This window comes from Paramagnetospirillum magnetotacticum MS-1 (assembly GCF_000829825.1).
Classification (GTDB): domain Bacteria; phylum Pseudomonadota; class Alphaproteobacteria; order Rhodospirillales; family Magnetospirillaceae; genus Phaeospirillum; species Phaeospirillum magnetotacticum.
In genome coordinates, this window is sequence record NZ_JXSL01000033.1 from 18,553 (window position 1) to 41,235 (window position 22,683).

The 22,683-nt window shown below is 55.4% G+C and carries 15 protein-coding genes; 10 read left to right on the forward strand and 5 right to left on the reverse strand.

Annotated features, from left to right (window positions below):
* Positions 1-60 precede the first annotated feature (60 nt).
* Positions 61-1,125 carry a cell division protein FtsZ gene (ftsZ, locus tag CCC_RS19340; RefSeq protein ID WP_322097234.1) on the forward strand — a complete coding sequence of 355 codons (1,065 nt, stop codon included), beginning with the start codon at positions 61-63 and terminating at the stop codon, positions 1,123-1,125.
* A gap of 118 nt (positions 1,126-1,243) precedes the next feature.
* Here ftsZ and CCC_RS22255 read toward each other — a convergent pair whose 3' ends face one another.
* Genes CCC_RS22255 through CCC_RS21380 form a run of 3 tightly spaced genes read right to left on the reverse strand, consistent with a single transcriptional unit; the run spans position 1,244 to position 4,902 of the window.
* Positions 1,244-2,563: a hypothetical protein gene (locus tag CCC_RS22255; RefSeq protein ID WP_152619815.1), complete on the reverse strand. Its 1,320-nt coding sequence runs from the start codon at positions 2,561-2,563 to the stop codon at positions 1,244-1,246.
* Positions 2,560-3,183 (reverse strand): hypothetical protein, encoded by a 624-nt coding sequence (locus CCC_RS19345; RefSeq protein WP_152619816.1) that lies wholly within the window; start codon positions 3,181-3,183, stop codon positions 2,560-2,562. The genes CCC_RS22255 and CCC_RS19345 overlap by 4 nt, the downstream gene beginning before the upstream one ends.
* Before the next feature lie 24 nt (positions 3,184-3,207).
* A complete protein-coding gene (locus CCC_RS21380; RefSeq protein WP_052473368.1) occupies positions 3,208-4,902 on the reverse strand; it encodes an ATP-binding protein in 1,695 nt (564 codons plus the stop codon).
* Between the two features lie 583 nt (positions 4,903-5,485).
* Here CCC_RS21380 and CCC_RS19355 point away from each other — a divergent pair.
* A complete protein-coding gene (locus CCC_RS19355) occupies positions 5,486-6,319 on the forward strand; it encodes a DUF429 domain-containing protein (protein ID WP_041042735.1) in 834 nt (277 codons plus the stop codon).
* 62 nt (positions 6,320-6,381) lie between these two features.
* Here CCC_RS19355 and CCC_RS19360 read toward each other — a convergent pair whose 3' ends face one another.
* Together CCC_RS19360 and CCC_RS19365 are read right to left on the reverse strand one after the other, a co-directional pair.
* A complete protein-coding gene (locus CCC_RS19360) occupies positions 6,382-8,415 on the reverse strand; it encodes a replicative DNA helicase (protein ID WP_082036696.1) in 2,034 nt (677 codons plus the stop codon).
* Between the two features lie 6 nt (positions 8,416-8,421).
* Positions 8,422-9,207 carry an ADP-ribosylglycohydrolase family protein gene (locus CCC_RS19365; protein WP_041042736.1) on the reverse strand — a complete coding sequence of 262 codons (786 nt, stop codon included), beginning with the start codon at positions 9,205-9,207 and terminating at the stop codon, positions 8,422-8,424.
* 156 nt (positions 9,208-9,363) lie between these two features.
* Between CCC_RS19365 and CCC_RS19370 the strand changes: the two genes are divergently transcribed.
* The 8 genes from CCC_RS19370 (at position 9,364) to CCC_RS19405 (ending at position 22,621) form a co-directional block, all read left to right on the forward strand.
* The gene (locus CCC_RS19370; RefSeq protein ID WP_041042737.1) at positions 9,364-9,597 is read left to right on the forward strand and encodes a hypothetical protein; all 234 of its coding nucleotides are present in this window, start codon (positions 9,364-9,366) and stop codon (positions 9,595-9,597) included.
* A 213-nt stretch (positions 9,598-9,810) separates the two neighbouring features.
* The gene (locus CCC_RS22620) at positions 9,811-10,722 is read left to right on the forward strand and encodes an HNH endonuclease (protein ID WP_082036697.1); all 912 of its coding nucleotides are present in this window, start codon (positions 9,811-9,813) and stop codon (positions 10,720-10,722) included.
* A gap of 574 nt (positions 10,723-11,296) precedes the next feature.
* Entirely contained in the window at positions 11,297-12,283 is a 987-nt protein-coding gene (locus CCC_RS19380) for a helix-turn-helix transcriptional regulator (protein ID WP_041042739.1), read from the forward strand.
* 249 nt (positions 12,284-12,532) lie between these two features.
* The gene (locus tag CCC_RS21845; RefSeq protein ID WP_041042741.1) at positions 12,533-13,186 is read left to right on the forward strand and encodes a YfbR-like 5'-deoxynucleotidase; all 654 of its coding nucleotides are present in this window, start codon (positions 12,533-12,535) and stop codon (positions 13,184-13,186) included.
* A 14-nt stretch (positions 13,187-13,200) separates the two neighbouring features.
* Positions 13,201-14,898, forward strand: coding sequence for an SEL1-like repeat protein (locus CCC_RS19390; RefSeq protein WP_041042743.1), 1,698 nt, complete (start codon positions 13,201-13,203; stop codon positions 14,896-14,898).
* A 225-nt stretch (positions 14,899-15,123) separates the two neighbouring features.
* Positions 15,124-16,671 carry a hypothetical protein gene (locus tag CCC_RS19395; RefSeq protein WP_152619817.1) on the forward strand — a complete coding sequence of 516 codons (1,548 nt, stop codon included), beginning with the start codon at positions 15,124-15,126 and terminating at the stop codon, positions 16,669-16,671.
* Positions 16,652-19,087, forward strand: coding sequence for a phospholipase D-like domain-containing protein (locus tag CCC_RS19400; protein WP_041042747.1), 2,436 nt, complete (start codon positions 16,652-16,654; stop codon positions 19,085-19,087). The genes CCC_RS19395 and CCC_RS19400 overlap by 20 nt, the downstream gene beginning before the upstream one ends.
* A gap of 186 nt (positions 19,088-19,273) precedes the next feature.
* A complete protein-coding gene (locus tag CCC_RS19405; protein WP_009870291.1) occupies positions 19,274-22,621 on the forward strand; it encodes a TM0106 family RecB-like putative nuclease in 3,348 nt (1,115 codons plus the stop codon).
* Positions 22,622-22,683: the final 62 nt, after the last annotated feature.

The window sequence follows — 22,683 nt, forward strand, 5'->3', positions numbered from 1 at the left end:
GGGGAACTCAGGTCAGGTGGGCAATCCTGGCATGCTAAACTTAGATGAGAGCAGGGGGCGATGATGTCAGGTTCGTCTTTTGAAATTAGTCGTCGAACATTTTTGCAGGCTGCGGCCGCGTCTTTCGTCGCTAGCCCGTTGGGTGCAATGTCTCTGCCAAAACCAGCAGCACTCTCTGCTAACTTGCCCAACATCAAGGTATTTGGGGTTGGCTGTGCTGGCTGTATTGCGATCAATCACATGATCGGGTGCGGATTGACCGGGGTCGAATTCATCTCCGCCAATACCGACGCCATGTCCCTGGACGAAAGCTGCGCCAAAAGCCGCATTTTTTTGGGTCCGGCCATTCCGGTACTTTGTGGTGGCCGCGTGACTCCTTACAGAGGGCGCGTCGCCGCTGAGAAAAGTTTCGACGAGATCGTGGGCCAGATCCAAGGCGCCAACATAGTGTTCATCGCTGCTGGCATGGGCGGCAGCACCGGATCCGGCGCGGCTCCCGTCATCGCCAAGGCGGCCCGTGAACAGGGCATTTTGACCGTGGGCGTAGTGACCAAGCCATTCCATTTCGAGGGAGCGCACCGTATGCGCACCGCCGAGCAAGGCATAGAGGAACTGCATCAGTGCATCGACACTCTGATTATCATTCCTAATCAGCGCCTGTTCCACGTCGCCACCGAGCGCACCACCTTCGCCGACGCCTTCAAGATGTCCGACGATGCGCTGTATTCCTGCGTGCGCAGCGTCACCGACCTGATGATCATGCCCGGCCTGATCAATCGGGACTTCGCCGATATACGCACCGTCATGAGCGCGATGGGCAAGGCCATGATGGGAACCGGCGAGGCCGAGGGCGTCAAGCGCGCTGTCGAGGCAACAGAGGCTGCCATCTGCAGCCCGCTGCTGCACTTCAACTCGATAAATTGGGCCAAGGGGGGGCTGATCAATATTACCGGCGGCATGGATATGACCCTGCTTGAGGTTGACGAGGTTGCCAACCGCATCAGAGACGAGGTCGATCCCGAGGCCAATATCATCTTCGGCTCCGCCTTCGACGAGAAATTGAACGGCAAAATTCGGGTCTCAGTGATCGTCAGTGATACCGAGCGTGTGGTCATCCAAATCTAAGAAACTGCCATTTGTGGCCGGGGTACAAGTATTATCCCCACGGGGGCAAGGCATGAGAGAGGACCGCAATCAACTGAGACATAGGGGATGCCTTGAGGTGTGGGGCCTCAAGCAGGCGCTAAGCGATGACCTTTCTCGGTTTGGAGCCGTTGTATCCATTGGCGTTGTCGGAAATCCGTGGAGTTTCCAGAAGCTGCTTCAGCTTCTGGAAATGATGGCCACGCATGCCGATCCTTGCGACCAATGCGGACCGGACATCTTCAGGCAAAGCTCTAATAATCTCAGGAGTCATCGGGATATCGTCTGAAGAAAATGCCCCCAGAGGGATTTCTAGGCGATCATCAGCCAATTCCATTAATCGCTCAAACGGAGACATCACTCGAAATTCTGTGAGCCCAGTTGCAATTTTTTGCGATCGAGCAACCTGTTCAGAAGTTCTCAGCTTAGAAGCGGCATCGGCAGCCTCCCTACGCAATCGAGCGGCTAATTGGTCATCAGCCTGCCGTTTTTGGTGCCGATCGGTCTGTTGCTGCCTTCTTGCCGCATAATTATCAACGCCAGCCTTTACCGCAGACCAAACCGGGCTGATTCTTAGGGACTCAATTACAGCGAGGTCCACATCGAATGGCAGGCTGTTCGAATTTTCTGGTGAAATGCCAATCTCGCTCAAGATCATGCGCATTCCGTCATACCAGCCGCGACCTGTATCAATAACGGCCTTGATGTCGGCATTGGCAATGTCGTTAGCTGCAGTTTCCACCACCGCTCGTCTATATGGCGGAGACAGGGCTGCCACCATGTTGAAGCCTCTACGTTGGTCGGCTTCTTGTGATTTCACTCCAACTCGCCAGCACAGATGAGTTGTCAGAGCGGATCGGAACATACCAGCCCCACAGGTCGTACAGCCGATTTTGAAGCACCAGTTCATAGACTGAGCCCCACGCAAAAGATCCAATAGCCACATTGGTTGATCATGAGAAATCACTTCAGGCTTGTTGACCGCAGCGAGGGTGCCAACCCGGCACATCGCGCGCAGAAGGTCATCAGGCCGCACGTCGGTATTCACCTCCAACCAACGAGAAATACATCCTTCGCGCTCCAGTGCGATCAGGTCTTCTGGGCGAGGACTGTCATCCAGCCAGAGGTAATTCGAACTTAATTCAATCGCGTTTGTCTTGGCGCCGCTCCACTGGCAAGACGGGACCCGAGCAGCCAGTTCCATTAGCGGCCTAGTGGTGCCGATCGCATTGGCAAATGCCGTGACAATGCCCTCTCCGGACCCGTCCATGTCCCGTGCGGTCAACCACATTGGCGAATGGTAGGCTAAAGCCCATTTCAAAAATTGGGCGGCATACGGAGCGACTCTCCAGGTCGAATTCCAAACAGAGCCATCGACGGATTGAAGCATGACCCCATCAAGATCAAGATAAAGAATCATCTCGCCCCTACCTGGCTTTGGGTAGCTATCCTAATCGGCAGCCCAGCCCACAAGTTTGCGCACTTTTCCCACTCAATTATGGCCATCTTTGATGATGCCAGAGATGCCCTTAGCGCCTCGCCATTGTACATGTTGACCTGGAGCTTACGTGATACGGCCAACAGGGCGATTGCCTGAACTGTAAGGTCAATATTCTCATTTCCGAAAAGCGTAATTGTATTATTTCCAGATCGCTTAAAAGGCATCGCTTTAAGAACAATGTCATCGTACAAAAAGTATATATCTCCATAACTGCCTTCTGGGATGCCCCAGTCGGCTGAAAATAAATATATATTCACTGAATTTTTTGATGCAATGAGATTTAATGTGATGTCGCTCTTCCATTTTCCCGATAGATGGCAGAACCTTTCTGAATCTACGCCCTCTAAGAACTGTAATTTCCAGTTTTGTCCAAGCAGCCTCTCATGAGATGGCTTGCGCTCAGGCTCGGCCCCATAAGCCGTGGGAAGCCCCGATAGAATCCAGGTCAACCCTGCTATGATGACGACCCGAACCACTTTTTTGGTGTGCATGTTGTCCTCTGAAATCGAGCACAGAGCGTGGTGCGTCAGCGTCAGCAAGGCATCGCCACCCTCTCGCCGCATTTAAATCACCTGGTGACGTTCCAGGTCGCTCGCGAATTTGGCCGCGGTGCTTATCACCGAATTAAGGTGCGGAATGCCAACAGCCTCTCCCTTTTTTCGGGCCAAAGACTGCGCTAGGCGGATTGAATTTTTTATCTGCCGGCCATTGATGTCGTGTGCGGACATTTCACCAGGGTCAATCCCCTTGATGCCTGCAGCATGGAGCAGATTTGCCCAGACCTTTTCCCTGGTCTCAGATGTCATCCGCCCATAGTGCAAGGCGATACTGATCCGACTGACAAATGCGGGGTCGAAATTCCTTACCCGGTTCGTCGTTAGAAATAGGACGCCCTGGTGGTATTCGAGCAACCGCAGGAAAATGCCGACCATTGCATTGCGGACGATGTTGTTCTCGTCACGCTTCTCGAGGAAGATGTCGGCTTCATCCAGCAGGACGACTGCATTCCACGTGCTCGCCATATCCAAGATGGTTCGCAGGCGCTTCTCCAATTCGTCCGGCACGGTTCCAAGCTCACCGATGCTTATGGAATACAGCGGACGTTTAAGAACCTCGGCCACCGCCTCGGCGGTAAGGGTTTTGCCAGTCCCAGGTTCTCCATGAAGGCAGAAAATGCACCCGCCGCCCTTGCCTGTGATCACATCAGAGAATGAACTGCCCGCTCCTTCAACCAAAGCAAGGATTTGCTCTTTGAGATCGGGAGCCAGGACCAACATATCGAATGCTGCTTCATCGAATACGACCGGCAGAAGCATATCAAGGTCCATTTCGCCCCACATTTTTGCGGCAAAACTAAACCCATATAGGGTTTTATCGCACATCCAGTAGCTTTCCTGGGTGGCAACCGATTTATCATCGTCACAATCGTTGTTGCCCCGGTAGGCACGAAAATAATCGGGCTCCATTCTGGCCATGCTCGTGCGGTCTATCATTACGCGACCATTTGCCTTGTACTGGTTGCTACTCCACCAGCTTTTTCGAACGAGAGTGCCAGAGTACTGGGCATAGGTGGGCCCGATGGCGATTTTTACATATTTCTCGCCGCGCGATTGTAGAGATGCCTTTTCGGCCTTAGCCAGAACCCGAATTGGCAGCTCAGATGTATCTACGACTCCATTGAAGTAGGGGATCTTGGCTGTCATGTTTTCGTATACAAGCCGCCGTCCATCCGACATCAGGTAGGTAATCGTTACTTCAAAACGCTCCCCTCCCCAAATGTCTGACGCGTATTCATGGCCAACCACCCTACCGCCTCGTAATTCAGAACCTTCACCGATGGCAACTTCCTGTTCGGCTTTAAATAGGAGGTGAAGATGGCTGTAGTCGACTTTCCCTTCTGCCGTCATGCCCCGCACTTGATCGATTTCTTCGGCCGCTGCGGCCTCCAGCAAGCCTATCAGCTGACTGAACCCTTGGACCTCAGCCAACCGGTCCCCCAGTTCTCTGAGTTGGAAAACCTTGCTGACTAATAGTGAAAGCGGCACTTCCGCGGGCGTACGGAACAGGTTCGTCGTCCTAATATGTAACCTCAGTGCTTTGCAAAGATCTGCCGAATGGATCACCGCAAAAGCGATCCTTCGATATCCTTTTGCTGTTTCAATTTCCCGATCTTCGACCGTGACATGTTGATAGCCAAGGTCACGTGGGGCCGCATCATCTGGACCCTCCACGAGTTTCACGGCGTGATTCGGGATCATCAATGGCTCCTGCTACTGGGGGCAATCATCCGGTAGAGGATGATTAGAATGGGAAGGGCGAGGAAGAAGAGGATCCGCATCACTTGGCCTCATAAGCCCAAAAAATCAGAAAGTGAAACGCCCTACCAGAAGAGGAGGCCAACTTCACTCCAGGAAGAATGCCGCAGTTTAGTGACAGATATGGTCACATTGTCGTCCGTGCGGATCAGGTCTTGAATTACATTTTCACGACATCGCCAACGCAACCCAAACAGATCGGGGGAGCCCGGTCGATTTCAGTCTCGATCCGAGCGATGGTGCGACGATCCACGAACGATCATCCCAACTCCCAAGACCACAAATATCCACCCCAGGAAAGTCAGCATCACAGTCTCCGGTCATTAGGTATCAACATACACTTTGACGGTGCCCAATTTGGTCACCTGCGAACCCAGCTCCACAAAATGTTCGATGCTGACATGAGATGTCGGATGTGACCGAACCAACTGGCCGGCTTCCGAATTTGATATATCCACCAAATAAACGGCGCTAACGCTGAGAAACTGGCTCGAATTTCGTAGCAGGCTTGTCTACTATTCAGGACATGGACATTTTTGGCATTGATTTCACAAGCAAGCCTTCCAGGCGTAAACCAATCACCTGCCTGCACTGCACGCTGGACAGCGGAGTTTTGCGGTACCGGTCTTTGGAGGAGTGGACGACCTTCGGTGAGTTTGAAACTGCGTTAGAAAGGCCGGGCCCCTGGATCGGAGGCTTTGATTTTCCTTTCGGTCAATCTCGCCGGTTCATCGAGACCATCGGTTGGCCACTTTCGTGGGCCGCATATGTCGAACTGGCTGGAAAGCTTGGGCGCAGTGGTTTTCGGGAGGTGTTGACCAGCTATCGCGAACGCCGCCCCTTCGGTGACAAGGAGCATCGTCGCACAACCGACAAGATCGCAGAATCGATCAGCCCGCAAAAGCTCTACGGAGTTCCAGTTGGCCTGATGTTCTTCGAGGGTAGCCCGCGTTTGTTGGCGGCAGGGCTAACCATCCCGCATCTACGTGAAGGTGATCCATTACGCATTGCTGTCGAGGCTTATCCAGGGGTCCTCGCCCGCCAATTAATCCGCCGCCGCAGCTATAAGAGCGACACGCGGAAAAAGCAGACTGATGACCAGGCTGAGGCGCGCCTTGATCTCATAAACTCTTTGCGCCAAGAAGCCCCAAAACGCTACGGGTTCTCAATCGAAGCACCAAACAGCCTCTGCGCAGACCCTGGTGGAGATGATCTTGATGCGCTGCTCTGTGCCGTGCAGGCCGCTTGGGCATGGCAGCAACGTGACAACAGATTCGGCGCGCCGGAAAGTATTGATCCGCTGGAAGGCTGGATCTCAGACCCTCAGCTTGCCGATAACCTCTATCACTTTCCTGCGTGATAAATTGGTCGTGCGAAGCTGGAGGGGGGCATGATCGGTAGCCAAGTAGGTATGATTAGCGATCAATCTCCCAGCAGCTTTTCCCAGCCAGGGAATAACGGCATCCTAGCGTCTATTTCTGCCAGAATATCACCGATCGGTAGATTGGGCAGCGACAGGCGGCCCGGGTCGATTTCAATGTCAAATCGCCGAAGGTCAAGGCGATCCGCATCCCAGCATGCACCAATGGTTGGATCAATCGAGTGGCGCGCCCAACTGTGGTCAGCACATGCCTGCTGAAGGAGTTCGGCCTGATCTGAAGTTATCGGGAGGAAGCCCGCTTTGAACAGGTGGCCAACCAAATCGGCCGCTCGCGCGCCATGCTCGGGGTCAAAACCTTCGTCATGTCGACGGCAATCGTGCATCAACGCGAACAAGACGATGACCAAGGGATCCGCCTGTGGCTCTTTGCTGCAAATCGCCATTCCCGCAAGCGCAACCCGTTGCCAATGGGGCTCGCCATGGAATGGGGAATTAAGTAGCGGCGCTCCGGAGTGAACCTCAGAAATGAGCTTGGAGCAGCATGCAGTTGGCATTGTGCGCGCTCCACGGCCTATCTTCCTGTTGTGCTGCGAGGCAGATTCTTTAACTGCCGACAGATTGCCGAATTTGGTGTATTCGCCCAGGAAGGAGAGGCGAACGGTGCCCACCGGGCCGTGACGCTGTTTGGCGATGATCACCTCGGCGATGTTCCACACCTCCTCGCAGCGCTGCTGCCATTCGGCGTGGCGCTCGTTGAACTTCTCGGCCGCCTCGTCCGAGCGCTGGCTGGGCTCGGCGCGCTCCAGATAGTATTGTTCACGAAACATGAACATGACCACGTCGGCGTACTGCTCAATGGAGCCGGATTCGCGAAGGTCGGACAGTTGCGGCCGCTTGTCTTCCCGCTGTTCCACCGCGCGCGACAACTTGGACAGGGCGATCACCGGCACCGTCAGTTCCTTGGCCAGAGCCTTCAGGCCGCGGGTGATCTCGGACACTTCCCGGGCGCGGCTTTCCGAGTTCGACGACGAGCCGCGCAGCAATTGCAGGTAATCGATGATGATCAGGCCCAGGCCGTGCTGGCGCTGAAGCCGCCGGGCGCGGGTACGCACCGCCGAAATGGACAGGGCCGGCGTGTCGTCGATGAACAGCGGCAACCGGTGGATGTTCTGGGCAGAGACCACTAGGCGCTCGAACTCCTCGTTGGACAAATCGCCCTGCCGAATTCTGTGGCTGACGATTTCCGCATGCTTGGCCAGAATTTGTCTGCCCAACTGCTCGGAGGTCATTTCCAGAGAAAAGAAGGCGACGATGGCTCCATCGACCGCCTTCTTGTGCCACAAGCTGTCCACCTCTTCTTTGTATGCACAGGCGGCGTTCAAGGCGATGTTGGTTGCCAGCGAGGTGGTGCCCATGTAGGGACGGCCGGCCAATATCACCAGGTCGGAATCACTGAGCCCCCCCAGCATGGCATCCAAATCCTTAAAGCCTGTGGGAACGCCGGAAAGGTTGCTTTCGCGCTTGTGGGCGGCCTCGGCGGCACCGACGGTGTTGATCAGGACGCTCTTTAAATCCTTGAAGCCGCCCTCGGTCTGACCCATAACTGCAAGTTCATGGATTCTGGCTTCTGCTGTCGCCAACCAATCAATGGCTGAAGTTGTTGGGGAAATTTTCTGAACGCTGGCTCCAACATCTGCACATAATGCAGATAATTCTCTGCGCAAATACATGTCAAGAACAAGCCTGCCGCATTCTACTATATTGCTCTCTCTCATTGCTGCGCAGGTTAACTGAAGCACGTATGCTGATCCGCCGATTTTGGTAAGTTCATCCGCCTCCGAAAAGAAGGGTATCAACGCATCCGAATTCGCTGTCTGCCCGCGTTCGATCAGCATGCCGCAGGCTTTGTATATGAGGGCATGAACAGGAAATGCGAAATGTTCGGGCCTAAGGAAGTCTGAAACCTTCTCGTATTCCAAATTGGAGAGAAGGATGGCGCCCAGTACGGCTTGCTCAGCCCCAAAGTTTTGAGGATGAACAGATATGTTAGTCCTCATCGGCGGCAAGTGTTCCATCTCAGGTCAACCCTTCGCCGGATTTTGCCGCCCCCGATCATGGTACATTCTTTCCATCAGCCGTTTCATGGATGGGTAGAGACGCCGTTCCGCCTCGGCAGCAATCTCGCTTGGCATGCCGAATAGGGCCTCGGCCAAGCTTCCTGCGATGCAGGCCACAGTGTCTGAATCTCCGCCGATGGAAATGGCGTTGCGGATTGCATCTTCGTAGGACGTGGCTTCCAGGGCACAGGTCAACGCTTGGGGAACGCTGCCGGGACAGGTTTCATCGAACTCGTACCACGGGCGAATTTCATCGACGGACTGGCCCATGTCGTAGCCAAAGCGCTCCGAAATGAATAACCGGATCGCCGACGGATCCTCTCCCTGGTAGGCGAGATAAATCGCCGACGATGTCGCCACTGCTCCCGCGATGCCATCGGGGTGATCGTGAGTCACCGCTGTCACCTTGATTGCCAGGTCAATGGCTTCATCAAGGCTGTAAGCCAGGAAGCCCGCAGGGCTGACACGCATAGCGGCACCATTGCCATAGCTGTTGTATGGCGGCATATCGGGCCTTCTTAACCAAGTTCCGAACATTCCCCCGTATCCGGCATCGGGGAATTCTGCACCCCATTTTCGCAGGGTGATGGCGGGGTCAACATCGTCCAGCAGAGACTCGATCACCGCCATGGTGCAGATGGTGTCGTCCGTGAAGAACGAAGCTTCACTAAAGAGCGGGAATGCCTTGCTCTTGTGGTTCTCGAATTCATAGATCGAGCCGATAATGTCGCCAGTAATTGCCCCGTACATAGCCAGGTCCCTCTCCTAATGACATCCGACCATTGAATATGACACTGGAAGGATACTGGCTATGCATGACAGATTTGGTCACGCCAACGCACTAGGCGGCAATAGTGACCAAAATGGACGCAGTGATATCGGAGGTTGGTCAGCGGAGGAACGCCGATGTCCAACGTCATATATCTAAAGACCCATACACCTCGCTCTGCGGGAGTGGAAGATACCCCCTCGATCGTTGCGGTGATCCAGGCGCTGGATTATTTCGCCAAGGACATCCGTGCCGCTGGGTATGGGTTGGCGGCGGATCTCGTGTTGATGGCCGCAGAGGAAATCATCGACGCCTCAACCCACACTTACCCGATGCCTGAGCTATTTCATGACGACAGCGGGGAAAGATGAGCTGCAAATCGATGCGGCGTAGCCGCCTTGCCGGGTACGATGATGTCAACGATGCCGACCGCTCCGCGCACGATCCAGTCATGCCAGCCCATCTTCCGCCTAGGCCAGAATATCGCTATTCTCGGGTTAATTAGGAGCGGGTGGGTCATCTTTCTGAGAAATGTCGGAATAGTATAATTTGGAAAACGCTTCTCCATTTGCATCGAGGGATAGATGACTGCCTTTCTAATGACATGGACTGAAAAGGGGTGGCCACATGAAAACATCCTAAGGATGTTACAGACCATAGCCAGCACAGGGAGCGTAGATGAGCCATGGCGAATAAAAGCCCATAGGCGAGCCAAAATTGGCGATCGAGTTTGGGTTCTCAAGCAAGGCGCAGGACCAAAAGGAATTTTTGGAATTGGAGAGATTTCAGGCATTCCATTTCGGTCCACTGAAAATGGGCTGGACAGATGGAGGGTGCCAGTACGCATCAATAGGCTGGTCGATCCAAGAAAGCATATACTGATTGGGGAGCCTGAGCTTAGTCGCATTCTCGAGAACAAAGTTAGAGCTCAGGCCTCAGGCGAACCAATCTCAGAGAGTCAGGATGCTGCGTTATACGCCGCGTTCCAATTTCAGGCAGAGGCCAAATTCGGAGGCAGTCCTCCTGCAATGTGGTGGAGCGGGGCACCTAATTTAGATCAACTTGAAGAAAAGGTTGCGCGGGATTTCAATCCGACGAACATCAAAGATGCCAGAGAAAAGGTTCTGGCATCCATTGTTCGGCGACGTGGGCAGAAAGCTTTCCGGAACACCTTGCTAGTTGCCTATGAGGGCAAGTGCGCCATAACTAACTGCCAAATCCCAGAATTGCTCGATGCCGCGCACATCCATCCCTATAAAGGGGAGGAAACGAACGACGTCCGGAACGGCATCCTCCTCAGGACTGACCTGCACACACTTTTTGACCTCGGATTGATTGCGATCGACACTGCTTCGTGGTCAGTGGTCATTGCGAAGCGACTAGCGGAAACGAACTACGGTCAATTCGAAGGCAGGAAGTTTCGTCGCCCAAAGGAATTTAGCAAGCAACCAAGCATCGAGGCTCTAAATCAGCACCGCACCGAGACGAGACTTTAAGGAGTTGGCTTGTCCTCCTAGGCATCTTCGCCTCCTTGACGCCTAAGTACTATGCGCTAGTGGCGTCACTGCCCGCCTTCACAGAGCCCTCCCCGCGGATCAGATCTTCTCGACCATTCCTCGAGTAGAGCCCTCCACTGACCTTTATCACGCTTCCAAACTGCGAGCCGGATAGGGGTTGGAATGATGGACCAGTAAGCCGCCAAAGCTGCCCTAGACTTATACCATTCCTCATCACGGGGACCTTCTGGCTCAAGCCAAGTTCCAAGACGACCAAGCAACCGCCCCTCTGGCAAAATCTGATTGCCGTCGCAATCCCAGCAGCCAAATTGTCGGTCCCATCGCCCCCATATGCGCTTTTGGCCATCAGTAAGCACCTCGATGAGAACCTCATCGGTCAGGTGCCATGATGGTGTTGGCGCGGGCTTCGTGGACATCAGCTTTTCCATGTCTGGCACTATAGCAGAGAACCTGAGTCAGAATCGGTCACCATATGTTCTCATGCGGCTTGATCCATTTGCTGCATTCAGTCAGACTGCCTGACAGATTTGGTCACCAATGTTCCGAGGCTCCCATGAGATATGAGAAAGCCGATAATCTCCTGCAACTGGCCATGGAGATGCAAGCCGCTCGAGGCGGGCTTTCTCTCTCAGACATCGAAGGCAAGTTTAACGTGGGGCGGCGCACAGCCATGCGCATGCGCGACGCCTTGTTGCGAAATTTTCCCCAGGCCGAGGAGGTAGAGACAGGGGACCGCACAAAGCGGTGGCGCATTCCCCCGGGAACTCTCGATCGGTTGATTGCATTTACAGCTGAGGAACTCGCTGCGCTTGAGGCGGCGTCGCGCTTATTGGAGCGGGACAATCGCGAAGGTGAGGCCGCCGAACTTGCAACCCTGTCCGCCAAACTGCGTGCATTAATGAAGCCAGATATTGCCCGCCGAGTAGAGCCTGATCTCGAGGTCCTGCTAGAGGCGGAGGGCCTTGCGGCGCGGCCGGGGCCTAGGCCTAGGATACGAATTGAGGTCGTTGAAGATATCCGGCAAGCCATCATGACTTGCAGCAAGATCCGCATCCAATACCGAAACCGCCGCACAAAAAAGGTTAATGAGCGCCTGGTTCATCCTTACGGCTTCCTCCATGGCCATAGGAACTACCTAGTTGGTTGGCATGAGAACCCCAAGGCAAACGATTTTGCCCTGTTCGCCCTGCCTCACATTGAGAAGGTTGAAATCTCCTCAGAGCCCTTCACTCGTGATCCTGCCTTCGAAATTGATGAATTTGCGTCTCGATCGTTTGGCCTCTTCCAGGGTGAGGCGATCGATACGACATGGAGGTTTTCACCAGAAGCCGCCGATGATGCTGCCGAATTCATTTTCCATCCTGCTCAGCAATTGGAGCGGCAGCAAGATGGCTCTCTGATTGTGAAGTTTCGCGCCGCCGGTGATCTCGAGATGGCTTGGCACCTTTACACCTGGGGAAGCCAGGTTGAGGTGTTAGAGCCAAAGAGTCTTGCTGATTTGGTTGAGCAGCACAGGGTCTCCTGGCCGGCGCTACCCTAATATGTCCAAAATGGTCACCTGACCATGCGACACTTTTGGGATGATGCTTTCAACGCCAAATCAAACCAAGCCCAACTCCACCACCGCGATCGAGGCTGCGGCACTCGAGCTAGTTCATCGTTATGGCGAGGGTGCGATTAGGGAGGCTTCTCGCCGAGCAAATGAATTTTCCAGTGATGGCCTATGGGTTGAACACGACCTCGCACTCCGGCTGCTGACGGCGGTCGAAAATTTATTGTGGAGGCGGTGATGGGAGAAGTTACCGCAATTAGTCGGGCTTGGCAGAGAATGCTTTCAGGGCGCCGACTGGATATTCTTTCCCCATCCCCCCTCGACATCGAAATCGAAGATATCGCGCTCGGATTGTCCCGAATTTCGCGTTGGAACGGTCAGACCATTGGTGAACATGGCTACTCGGTCGCGCAGCACAGCATCTTGGTAGCCGAGCTTGTCGCGTATGACAGCCCGAAATTGCCCGCGAAAGGTGTGCTTGCTGCGCTGCTGCACGATGCCCCGGAATACGTCACTGCCGATCTTGTTACACCATTCAAGTCCGCAGTTGGGGATGCCTATAGGGCCCTGGAAGAGCGCGTGGCAAAGGCTGTACACCTAGCCTTCAAATTGCCACCGACCCTTCCATCACCTTGGGCAGACGCCATCAACGCGGCAGATAAGCTTGCTGCATGTATTGAAGCGACCCGGCTGGCTGGATTTTCAGAATCCGAAGCGAAGCAGATCACGGGGGTTCGTCGTCAGCTGCCGAGCATCAGTCTTGAACCCTGGGCCAGCAAGGACGCGAGACGCCATTTCATCAAGGTATACGATGATCTCGTGAGTGGCGGAGAGAAGTGTCTCCAGAAATGGCGCGGAAAACAACTATCATGCAAATTCAATGACGCGTGAAAACGGAGGGAAAAATGAAATTACAATATGATGACTCCGAAATAGACGCGTTCGTATGGAAATTTATATCGGCAAGCAACAGCTCAGAAGACTTTAGGCTTTACCTTAAACAATTTGCGGCGCCCGCCCACAAGGACGAGGCTACACTCAAAATTAAAGCGCTGACCGACGATGCCTCAGGTGGCCAGCTTTTTTTTGCCGAGGCGATAAGGGAGCTTGAAAAACTTGCTCAGTCCGGCAATGTCCAGGCCCAATTTCACCTGGCAAAGGCGTATTCAATTGGAAGTGGAATTGAGAAAGACACGGATCAAACGTTGAGGTGGTATCAGCTCGCTGCCCTGCAAGGAGACATCAGGAGCAAGCATAACCTTGCTATGATGTATCTGTACGGAGATGGCGCGGCAAAGGACCTGCCAAAAGCACGGGGCCTGCTGGAAAGCACGGCCGGAATGGGTTCCCCTGAATCAAAATGCTACTTCGGCATGATGAATGTCCGCGGGGATGGCGGCGAAAAGAACGTCATGTATGGCATGGAAATGCTTGCCAATGCCTACGAGGATGGGGTGGCTGAAGCCGCATACTTCCTCGGAAGGATTCTGCTGGACGGCTATGACGTTATGGCCAACAACGATGAGGGCATGAACTGGCTCCGTCGAGCAGCCACTATGGGCGATCTTGACGCCCAGCTTGAACTCGGAAAGAGGCTCAGAGCCGGGCGTGGATGCACACTCAATCCCCATCAGGCCGTTGAGTGGTTTCTCGAGGCCGCTGAGCAAGGAAGCGCCGAGGCACAATCTTATCTGGGTGTCATGTATTTGGAAGCTGAGGGAGTGCCAAAGGACGGCGCTGAATCAGTCAGGTGGTTAAAATGTGCCTCGGAGAAAGGCGACCCCATCGCTCAGTACAATCTTGGGTTAGTATTTGTGCGGGGGAAGGAGGCGCCGAAGAATTTTGCAGAGGCCGTCAAATGGTTCAGACGTGCAGCTGAGGGCGGCTTCGCAGTCGCACAGCATAGGATGGCTGAGATATCTCACTTCGGTTGGTATGATGTCCCCAAGGACATGGATGCGGCACTGGCCTGGTACAATAAAGCTGCTCGTCAAGGGGAGCCTGAGGCGCAACTTGGCCTCGGAATCTATCTGAGTGGCTGTGAGGCCCCTGCAGATCGTGAAGCTGCCTTCAAATGGATTCGCTTGTCTTCGATCCAGGGAAATCCAAGGGCAACCGCAATCCTGGGCGATTTTTATCGGCGGGGCTTGACCGCTCAGCCGGATAACAAGAAGGCCATGGAGCTATACAAGAAATCGGCCATGGCCGGTTGCTCACTTGGCCAAGCCTACCTGGGCCAAGCCTATCTGTTTGGTGAAATCATTGAACCCGACTACAGCGAGGCAGCACATTGGATAAGCATGGCCGCAGAACAAGGCGAGGCTCGTTCGGCCTACCTAATCGGAATAATGTTTCTGCGCGGCTACGGGGTCGAGCGCGATGCGAAGGCTGCCATGGAATGGTTCAAGACGGCCGCTGATCGTGGTGAAGTGATCGCCAAGCATCACATCGGGTTGCTATATTACGCTGGTGACGGAATTGATCGAAACATCGATGAAGCGGAAAAGTGGATTAATGAGGCCGCAGATGAAGGTTGTGGGGAAGCGCGAGAGTGGCTTTCAAAGCACACAGCCAAGTCAACGCAGGAATCAGAGTGCGCTTAAATTTTAGTAAACATAATCAATAAAATTTCTAATGCTTTCGCGCATTACGGCTAGCCAGCAATATCCCAATATACACAACTTAAATAATAATGCTGAAACATATAAGGTCACGCAGATAGAAATGCATTATTAATCTTTCGCTATTTCTAATAAAATATGCATGAAGTGGAGACACGCTCCAATCAATTCTTATTTTATTAACAATAAGCAGGTTCGGAGATCGCCGTGGAGCTACTGCCATCTTGGACGAAAGCAGGATCGTGGACGCTGGGCCGCGATCCGCTTGGCATGCAGGCGACATCGGTGAGGATGTACCGCACCCTTGTTCCTGGCCTGACGAACGTGACCAATCGGCTCCGATATTATTCGTTCTATTGCTGGGTGATCCAACACTACGAGGAGACGGAACACTCTGGCGATGAGGCCAAGTGGCGTATCTTCATTCGACGCGCAGAGGCGCTCTATGCTTTGGCTTGCAATATAGTAGACCCCCAGCAAAGCGATGGGTTGGCCGGGGGGCTCTGGGCCGGCGCCTTCCGACAGGCGCTACCGAACGACACGATCGATCTGCGGCCACATACCGATCAGCCCGGACAGAGCGGTCAATACCTGAAAGCCACACGAGGAAATTTCGGCCAGTTCTACATTGCCAGCATGACGGAAGTCGAGTTGCTGACACCGTCCACACGTATCCCGATAGTCAGCAATCAGCTAGGACGGGACATGGCAAGCGCCTTCGCTGAATCCGTTGGCAAGACCACCGCACTGATCTCAAACGCAATAAGAACAGGCACTGTTACTCCAGCAGAACTCGCGGAGATCGGCGACGCGGCTCATCCGTCACGCATACCGGCTGATTCAAAAGAAATGGCCATGCTTCGCAATTACCTGCTAGCAACGAACGAACTTGGGGGTAGCGGAAGTGCACGGCGATCTTCGGCATGGCTACTTCTCGACCTCTTGCGCCTAGGCGTTTCTGCGGAAGACGAAACTGGCGTTCGCAAAGCCTTCTATAATCGGCATGGGCCAGACGGATCACCCTATCGAGTAACTGGACTCACCATAGATCGATGGATGGCGTTTCAGGCTAACGAACTATGTCACATCGCCTTCGAGGCGATTTTGAATGGGCTGCTGACCGAGCTGCAGAAATATCCGCTAGGCTTGGAGCCAAATTTGCTCATCACAAAGCTGCTGGCACCACTGTTGGCAAAACTAGGCACCTCAGGCCGATCCTGGCGCGATTGGTCGGCTGAAATTGGTGAGGAATTCATCGGATCCGAGGAGGCTCTGGCTGAGCCAATTCTCTCAACACTGCGTGACGTCAAATTGGCGTCAAACCAGGATGGGCTATCGAGCGCACTTCAACTGATTGCGGCCCTTTGGCACCGTTGGGGTGGAGAGGACACCTCGGTTCGCACGATGATTGAAGGCTATGCCGGAAGGGGTGGGAGGTCTCTATCTGGTGTTTTGCGCACTTTAGATGCACAAGCCTCAAACACTGTCGAAGACGCGCTAATGCAGACGATTCGTCGTCATCTGATCGCCGATCACCTCACGATTGCCGGAAGAAAACTCGCCGCATCTGGCACTTTTACATATCACTTCACCCTGTCCGATGGGGTCGTATCGGATGGACGGGTGACAAATTACGCCTACACAAATCCTCGCATAAAGAATCTCATTCGGTTTCTTCGAGATGCGAATCTTTACGACGGGTCTACCGTTACAAAATCTGGAACGAGGTTCTTGAGTGAAAACCAGCCTGTTTAAGGATCTTGCTCGCTCCGGCTGGCACTCATCAATCATAACGACATACTCGGTCGATCCCGCATTCTATGATGGATCGATCGAATACCGACTTCGTACATACGGCTGCGAGAACAACATTATGTTGGCGGATGCCGTTATGTTAAAGCGCGCACTAAGTGCAACTCCGGAAGCATTTAGGAACGCCGGGCGCCGCTATGCGCTCGTTCCCATCCAGGTTTCGGGTTGCTTCCATCCCAAAGTTCATCTGCGCCTCGGTACGGATCGAGCGCGCCTCATAATCGGATCCGCGAACGCGACGGCTGCTGGGTGGGGAAGCAACCAAGAGATCTTTACGGCCATAGACTGGTCGCGTCGAGGTGAGGACCCCACGACGACCGTGACTGGCCCGCTCATCCGAAAGGCCTATGACTATCTCGAGTCCTGGCTTGCGGCCATACCTGGTGATGCCATGGATTTTAAGTTGCATCTCCATCGCAGAGATTCTCCTTGGCTCGGCGAACTGCGATCCAATTCCGATCCGATCGAGTTGCCGGACGGGTCGGCAATTGATCTTTTTTGCGAGAGGGGGGACGGAACACCGGGAATTTTGAATCGCTTGTCGGCGCTGACCGCTGGCGAAATGGCTAAGCGATTGGTTGTGATTTCACCATATTGGGATAACGATCTGTCTGCGCTTCAAGAGCTTCGGCGCGCCCTGAACCATTGTCCGACCATCATCGCGTTGAATCCTGCCAAGAACGAATTCCCGATCGACGCCATCGACGCCGATGATCCCGCGAAGTTTTCTGCTGTTCATGATGATGAAGATGCGCATCGTTTTCTTCACGCAAAGGTTATTCTGATCGAGACCGACGTGGCGGACCACTTGCTATTCGGGAGCGCCAACTGTTCAGATGAGGCACTGGGCAGCGTGACTAAATCCGCCCGAAATGCCGAGGTCTCCGTGTATCGGCGTTTTCCGCCGGGGCGTGGAATGGATTTGCTTGGACTAGACCTGGGCAACGTAATTGATCGCCGCGACATCCGGCGCCCAGCACCTGATTCCAAGATGTTCGAGGCCGGCCACTCCGCCGTGCCCGCCGGCACGATTGAGGCAGTGGAGCGATCCTTCACTTGGTGGCCCCCTAAAGGGAAGGATGCCGCTGGCGCGAGCATCCTTTTGACCGGAAGTGCGCTCCCGGTGAACCCGGTAGGCAATGGCCAGCATCGGGTGCTTCTGCCATTCGACCCTGTATTTCCAGTGATTGTTCGTGTGCAATTTGGTGATGGTCGGGTGAGTGACCCCATCGTGGTCCACGATGAAACAGCCCTGAGGTTGGCGTCGCCGGGCGTCACTGATCGGAGACTCAGAACGGCTTTTAATCGTGTGCTCGCGGGCGAAGAGGACATCATCGATCTTGCCCTTCAGGCCCATCTCCTTTTTGCGCTGGATGATAGTGCGCCGACCAGACAGGGGCATGCGACCGAGCGGGCTGAGCACGCATCGTCAGCCGCCGAGCCAAGGGAGTATGAGACGCCCGACGAATTTAGGCGTGCCGTGGCTCGGCGTCCCGGCACCGGCGAGAGTGGCCGCTTCAGCCTTGAGGATCCTGGCCTGCTTGATCTGTTGGCGATCATCCTGCGGGGCGTGACCGACGTTGGCGGTAAGGAGGCGCGGAAGAAGCGCGACGAGGAAGAAGATCGCGATCTCCACGCTGGCGAGACTGAGGATGGCGATGAAATTAATGAAGTAGCCCCCGAGGAAGCCGCCGGTCAGCCTAACGAAAACACTGGACCAAGCGCCACAACGGCTGAGGAACGTGTCTTCACTCCTGCCGACATTGAACGGCGAAGAAGGCAACTGCTTAAGGCGATGGCCGCCTTCGAGAAGATGCTCCGTTATCTAGCCGAGCATCCCCAGTCGGTCTCGAACCGCCTTACAGCTCAGACGGCTTTCATGCTCAATCTGATGCTTTTTGCCTGTACGAAGAAGCACCGAAAGGCAGATGGCGGTTCAGCTAGGCTCATGGCATTAGCTCCCGGCTCGACGGGAGATCGCGAACTGACCTTCGCTGTTCGGGCAGGCCGCCTTTTGCAGCAAATCTGGGTAGGGGGGCGCGATGGTGCTCTGGTCGATCACCTGCAGATCGATCCTCGCTATTCGTCGATGCCCGACGACGTCTTCTTTCTGATTGCCATGTCACGCTGGGCGATCGCTAGGGCATTCTTGGCAGCATCGGCCACCTCCCTTTCAACGGCTCTCCAAGCCTCGGCTGTGAAGATTTACCGGTCAACCCTTCGATACGGTCCGGTGGACGCAGATGCTGAACAGAGTTTTATTGAACGTCTGGACGCCAGCCTCGACTTCAAGCCAGACGAAACTGGCAAGCTGATCGAACATTGCCGACAATTTGCAGCTGCCGTTGGTTCGCGATAGACGCGCCTGAAAAGGCTGGGCCGAAAAATTTGCTTTCAATTGCATGCACCCGTGCCGAACGCGCACTGACGAGTGACCAGTTTGGTCATCAATCGCCCCGATGATATTGAAAACCGGAGATGATGATGGATCACAGCGCGGCGGCATTGCGGCATTTCTGGCGCATGACCATGGACAGGAATACCAATGAGACGCTTCAACGACGATCTGCTCCTCTCCTCCGGTGACCTGACCACTTTCCTGGGCTGCCGCCATGCCAGCGCGCTGGATTACCGCGCCCTGGACGAGAACCTGGAGACTGCTGCGCCGGACGCAACGCTGGAGTTCCTACAGCAGAAGGGCATCGCCCACGAGCAGGCGTATCTGGCCAAGCTGAAAAACGAAGGCCGTCTTGTGGCAATCATTTCCGATCACGCCAAGCTGCCGGAACGGGTCCAGATGACCCTGGAAGCCATGCGCCGGGGCGACGAGGTAATCTACCAAGCGGCGCTGCACGACGGATGCTGGCATGGATTTGCGGACTTCCTGGAACGGTCCCCTGTGCCGTCGGCACTGGGCGGCTGGTCCTATGACGTCGCTGACACCAAACTCAGTACAAGCATGTCGGCCAAGTATGCCGTTCAGCTTTCCATCTACAGCAACCTGATCGCTGCAGTGCAGGGCCGCGCCCCGACCCGCATGTCAATCTGCCTGGGCAACGGCAACATCGAGACACTGCGACCAGGAGATTATGTCCACTATATTGGCCACGCCCAACGCCGCCTAGAGGCATTCCTAGCTGATAACGCAGATCGCGGCGCAACCTTGGCCGAGCCCTGTGCCCATTGCGGCATGTGCCAGTGGCGAGATCGCTGCAAGGCCGAGTGGGTGGCAACCGACCACCTCTCCCTGGTGGCCAACATCCGTTCGACCCAGCGAGAGAAGCTCCTAGTGGCCGGGGTGAACACGGTGACCGAGTTGGCCGAGTTTCCCGACGACCAGTGTGTGCCCGGTATGAACCCTGACATCCTGAGACGACTGAGGGCACAGGCTCGACTGCAGGTGGCCGTGCGCGGCAACGACCAGCATCTTTACGAGTTGCTCCCCGCTCCTGCTGGCCGCGGCTTCGCTCGCATGCCTCGACCCGCTGAAGTTGATCTGTTCTTCGACATGGAGGGCGATCCGCTTTACCCTGGAGGGTTGGAATACCTGTTCGGTGTCCACGTTGGGCACCCGGAAACCGGTAAGTTCCTGGCGTTCTGGGGGCATGACCGCGCGGGCGAGAAGAAGGCCCTGGAGGACTTCCTGGATTTCGTCACCGAGCATTTGGCCCAGCACCCAGACGCACACATCTACCACTACAATCACTATGAAATTACGGCCGTCCGTCGGCTGGCCATGGCCCATGCTACCCGGGAGGCCGTGGTCGATGACCTGCTCCGGCACCAAAAGTTTGTCGACCTGCTCAAGGTGGTCCGCGAAGGGCTCCTTGTCAGTGAGCCACGCTATAGCCTGAAGAACATCGAGCACTTCTACATGGGGAAGCGCGATGGCGATGTGGCGACGGCGGCTGACAGCATTGTCGCCTACGAAAAATGGCGTGCCACCCCGGACCAGCAGACCCTCGATGACATCGAGCATTATAACGCCATCGATTGCCGTTCTACTGCATTGCTGCGCGACTGGCTGCTGTCCATTCGCCCGGCCGAGACGACGTGGTTTGACCCTGCCGATGTCGCCCCTGATGAGGAGACGCTGGCCCGGCAGGCCGAGGCGGAAACTGAACGGCTGGCTATCGAAGCCCGGTTGCTGACCGACGTGTCTGAAGTCGAGCGGCCGTTCCGTCAGTTGGTCGCCGACCTAGTCGAATTCCACCGCCGAGAAGCCAAGCCAGGCTGGTGGGCGCTGTTCGACCGTCAGGACCGCGAAGAGAACGAACTAATCGACGACACTGAGTGCCTGGGCGGCCTGCGCTTGCAGGACGAGCCGGTGAAGGAGAAGCAGTCGCTGGTCCACACCTACCATTTCCCACCCCAGGAGACGAAGCTGCGCAAAGGAGGCAAGCCGCTTGCCGTCGATACACTGGAGCGGGTCGGAACTGTCGAGCGCCTGGACATGGACAGGGGTGTCTTGGTGCTGAAGCGGGCCGTCAGAAAGGGCCCGCTGCCTCAGACGCTCAACATCGGCCCTGAAAGCCCTATCGCAAACAAGGTCCTGCGCGGAGCCATCAGGAGATTTGCCGACAGCGTCGCTGACGGCAGTGGCAAGTTCCTCGCCGTCGAACGCATCCTGCGTCGCGCCCCCCCGTACCTGACAGACTATGCTCCCGGTCAGCCACTGGTCGTCGAGGGACAGGGTCTGGTCGATGCGGCCATAACTGCCGTGGGCGCAATGGACAACAGTCACCTGTTCATCCAGGGGCCGCCCGGCACAGGCAAGACCTATACCTCAAGCCATGTCATCGTGGAGATGATGCGCCGGGGCAAGACAATTGGCGTTGCCTCCAACTCCCACAAAGCCATCAACAACCTCCTGGCTGGGATCGAGAAAGCTGCCAAGGAACGCGGTTTCATCTTCAGCGGCATCAAGAAGTCGACCGACGAAGAGAACGCCTTCGGCGGCAGCATGATCCGGGATGTCTATGACAACGCCGAGGTGCTGACCGGCACTCAGCTAATCGCCGGAACGGCCTGGATGTTCGCCCGCGAGGAGTTCGAGCAAACTATCGACTACCTGTTCATCGACGAAGCTGGTCAGGTGGCGTTAGGGCACTTGGTCGCAATGGGTACGGCCGCGCGCAACATCGTTCTGGTCGGTGACCAGCAGCAACTTGGGCAGCCGGTCCAAGGTGTCCATCCCGGTGAATCTGGCGCCAATGCCCTGGACCACTTGCTCCAGGGGGCCGCAACTGTGCCACCAGACCGCGGCATCTTTCTGGACGTTAGCTGGCGCATGCACCCTGCCGTTTGCAGATGGATTTCTGACGCCATCTACGAAGGGCGCCTGCACAGCCATCCTTCGACAGCACAGCAGGCATTGCTGCTGGACAACAGTGCTCATGCGGTACTGGCATCTGCCGGGCTTCGTTTCCTCCCTATCGACCATGTCGGCCGCAGCCAGCGTTGCCCCGAGGAAGCGGAGACCATCAAGGCCATCTGGCACAACCTATTGGGCCAGCGGTGGCGAGACCGCCATGGCGTCGAGCGCTCCATCACCCCCGAGGACGTGCTCGTCGTGGCGCCCTACAACGTGCAGGTCAACACCATCCGGGACGCTTTGCCCGATGGCGCCCGGGTCGGTACAGTCGACAAGTTCCAGGGCCAGGAAGCCGTCGTCGCAATCGTCTCGATGACGACCTCGAGTGGCGATGACTTGCCGCGAGACATCGAGTTCCTATTCAGTCGGAACCGCCTGAACGTTGCTGTCTCGCGAGCCCAGTGTCTGGCCATCGTGGTGGCCAGTCCCAGACTGCTCGAGGTTACCTGTGGCAGCGTCAGGGATATGAGGCTGGTTGATACCCTTTGCCATGCGTACCAATGGGGTATCGGTCAGTAACAGGATGAGCATGTCAGGCATTCGGGCGTCTATCGGTGACCACCTCACCACCCATCAAATTT

Bases quoted from the DNA above. Each gene is read 5' to 3' on its own strand.
- ftsZ (WP_322097234.1), top strand. From the start codon at position 61: ATGATGTCAGGTTCGTCTTTTGAAATTAGTCGTCGAACATTTTTGCAG.
- CCC_RS22255 (WP_152619815.1), bottom strand. From the start codon at position 2,563: ATGATTCTTTATCTTGATCTTGATGGGGTCATGCTTCAATCCGTCGAT.
- CCC_RS21380 (WP_052473368.1), bottom strand. From the start codon at position 4,902: ATGATCCCGAATCACGCCGTGAAACTCGTGGAGGGTCCAGATGATGCG.
- CCC_RS19355 (WP_041042735.1), top strand. From the start codon at position 5,486: ATGGACATTTTTGGCATTGATTTCACAAGCAAGCCTTCCAGGCGTAAA.
- CCC_RS19360 (WP_082036696.1), bottom strand. From the start codon at position 8,415: ATGGAACACTTGCCGCCGATGAGGACTAACATATCTGTTCATCCTCAA.
- CCC_RS19365 (WP_041042736.1), bottom strand. From the start codon at position 9,207: ATGTACGGGGCAATTACTGGCGACATTATCGGCTCGATCTATGAATTC.
- CCC_RS19370 (WP_041042737.1), top strand. From the start codon at position 9,364: ATGTCCAACGTCATATATCTAAAGACCCATACACCTCGCTCTGCGGGA.
- CCC_RS22620 (WP_082036697.1), top strand. From the start codon at position 9,811: ATGACTGCCTTTCTAATGACATGGACTGAAAAGGGGTGGCCACATGAA.
- CCC_RS19380 (WP_041042739.1), top strand. From the start codon at position 11,297: ATGAGATATGAGAAAGCCGATAATCTCCTGCAACTGGCCATGGAGATG.
- CCC_RS21845 (WP_041042741.1), top strand. From the start codon at position 12,533: ATGGGAGAAGTTACCGCAATTAGTCGGGCTTGGCAGAGAATGCTTTCA.
- CCC_RS19390 (WP_041042743.1), top strand. From the start codon at position 13,201: ATGAAATTACAATATGATGACTCCGAAATAGACGCGTTCGTATGGAAA.
- CCC_RS19405 (WP_009870291.1), top strand. From the start codon at position 19,274: ATGAGACGCTTCAACGACGATCTGCTCCTCTCCTCCGGTGACCTGACC.